This window comes from Dyadobacter sp., assembly GCF_051859145.1.
Classification (GTDB): domain Bacteria; phylum Bacteroidota; class Bacteroidia; order Cytophagales; family Spirosomataceae; genus Dyadobacter.
On record NZ_JBHYGF010000483.1, the window covers coordinates 1 to 2,611 of the forward strand.

Below are 2,611 nucleotides of genomic sequence, written 5' to 3' on the forward strand. Positions count from 1 at the left end.
GATCATTCCTGCCTACGAACAGATTTTCACCAGTCCGATCCGGGCTAGTATCAAGCGCATCCTGATCACGCCTGGCACCCAGGTTCGACCGGGGCAGGCGCTGGTTGAACTTGACAAATCACTGACAGAGATCGAGTTCGAGCGCTACCAGGACCAGCTTGCATTGAAACGCAACGGGATCGATCAGCTTAAAATGAAGCTGAACAAAGATCTGTACGATGCGGAAATCAACGATCGGATCAAATCATTGAACATCAACAAACTGCGTGCCGACTTTGAAGATGCAAAGCGTCTGCAGAAAGTAGGAGGCGGCACTTTTGAAGACGTTACCCGTGCAGAAAATGCATTGAAAATAGCCGAGCTTGAAAAAAGCCTCCTGGAAAACGAGCTCCGCTACAACCGCGAGTCTATGGGCGCCAGCCTGAAAGAAACCGAGCTGGGTGCGCAGATTGAAGGAAAAAACCTGAAAGAGCTGCAACATAAGCTGAAAATGGCCGATATCCTGGCCGACCGGAAAGGGGTACTTACCTGGGTAAACGAAAACATTGGCTCGTCGGTAAATGAAGGTGAAATGCTCGCCAAAGTTGCTGATCTCGGCAGCTTCCGGGTAGAAGGTAGTTGCTCCGACGTATATGCAGATCAGGTGAAGACGGGCTTACCTGTAATTATCAGGATCAATGAAGCTGAAATGCGCTGCATGATCACGCAGGTGAAGCCTTCTGTGAAAGACGGGGTGATCGGGTTTACAATTCAGCTGGAAAATGCAAGCAATGAATCGCTCAGGCCCAATATGAAAGTGGAGGTATACGTAGTGACGAACAAAAGCAGCAATACGCTTCGGGTAGCCAACGGTCCTGCATTTACCGGTAAGAGAAAGCAGCACGTATTCGTACTGCAAAATGGTGTCGCTTACCGCCGGGACGTGGAGCTGGGTTTGTCCAATTTTGATTTTGTAGAAATCAAGAGTGGATTGAAAGCGGGAGAAAAGGTAATTCTTACCGATCTGAATGCGTATGAACATCTGGAAGAAATTACCATTCAATGAGCGCGGCGATGAAAAACTTCTTCCAACTCATATTTACGCTACTGGCTTTCTCCACGTACGGACAGGTGCAGCAGCTCACACTCTCCGACGTTGTGGACCTTGCGCGTGAGAATTCCATTGCTGCCAAGCAGGCGGCTACCCAGAAGAAAACGAACTATTGGCAGTACCGTTCCTTCCTGGCTGATTACAAGCCGCAGCTAGGTCTCAGCGGCACGGTTCCGGGATTTACGAGAAGTTATATAGAAGTGGTGCAGCCGGATGGTACGATCCTGTTTCAGCCGGTGTCAAACAACAATGCATTGCTGGGATTATCGCTCAGCCAGAGCATTGCGCTCACCGGAGGCAAGGTTTACGTGCAGCAGCAAATGCAGCGTTTTGATGATTTTGCAAGAAATACAACCCGGTACAATGGGGTACCTTTCGAAATTGGTATCGAACAGCCGCTTTTCAAATTCAATCCCTTGAAATGGGACAGGAAGATTCAGCCACTGAAATACCAGGAGGGTAACCAGCAGTTTGTACAGTCCATGGAGCAGATTGCGCTTGATGCTACGGGCTATTATTTTGAGCTGCTGGTCGCGCAGGTCAACTTGCATATTGCCGAGAAGAACAGGAGCAATAATGACACTTTGTACAAAATAGCGCAGCATAAACTGGAATTGGGTAAAATCTCGCAAAATGACCTTCTTCAACTCCAGATGGGATTGCTCACGGCGCAAAAAGACCTGGCTTCGGCCCAGCAGTCCGCGGCAGTAGCTTCATTAAAACTGAAATTGTTTATGGGTCTGCGGGACGAGCGCGCAATTGCATTAGGTATCCCGCTTGAAACAAAAGAGTTTGAAATAGATACCCAGGTTGCACTCGACGAAGCTTTTGCAAACCGCTCCGCAGCGATTGGGTTTAAAAGGAAGCTTTTGGAAGCCGAGCGTGACGTGCAGTCTGCCCGGAAGGATAATGGGCTGAATGCGTCGCTGGTGGCTACTTTCGGTTTATCGAACCAGGGCAGGGTACCAGGTGACGTGTACATCAGTCCGCAGGACCGGGAGTTTGTCGAATTGCAGCTGGTATTACCGATAATGACGTGGGGACGAAACAAAGCGCGGACGGAAGTTGCACGTACCAACCAGGAGTTTGCACGGCAATCGGTAGAGCAGGAAAAGTTGACCTTCGAACAGGAAATATTTACGCAGGTAACCCTTTTGCAAATGCTTCAAAAGCAGGTAAAACTCACCCGCACCGCCGACGGCATTGCCGCCGAAAGATACCAGATCGCAAAGGAAAGATTCATCCTCAGCGACCTGAGCGTAACCGACCTCGGCATAGCAACCCAGGAAAAAGACATCGCCAGAAGAGATTACGTACTGGCATTGCGAGACTACTGGCAATCGTATTACAGTTTGCGTTTATTAACATTATATGATTTCGAGAAAAAGGTTAAGATAGTTTATTAGGAGAAGGGAGGAAAGGGAGGAAGGAGGAAAGGGACGAAGGATGTCACGTCCTGAAATAGGTTGACCTTAACCACAGGGAGATTTATGCAGCATGACCGTCCGAAAGTAGTGAAGT

The 2,611-nt window shown here is 48.9% G+C and carries 2 protein-coding genes; both read left to right on the plus strand.

Going from position 1 to position 2,611, the window contains the following annotated elements:
• Nucleotides 1-1,045: efflux RND transporter periplasmic adaptor subunit (locus tag ACTIE6_RS22455; RefSeq protein ID WP_439558759.1), on the plus strand; the 1,045-nt coding region annotated here is incomplete at its 5' end.
• 8 nt (nucleotides 1,046-1,053) lie between these two features.
• Nucleotides 1,054-2,496: a TolC family protein gene (locus ACTIE6_RS22460; RefSeq protein WP_439558760.1), complete on the plus strand. Its 1,443-nt coding sequence runs from the start codon at nucleotides 1,054-1,056 to the stop codon at nucleotides 2,494-2,496.
• Nucleotides 2,497-2,611 lie beyond the last annotated feature (115 nt).

Excerpts from the sequence above, each read along its gene's own strand:
- ACTIE6_RS22460 (WP_439558760.1), top strand. The coding sequence starts at position 1,054 with ATGAAAAACTTCTTCCAACTCATATTTACGCTACTGGCTTTCTCCACG.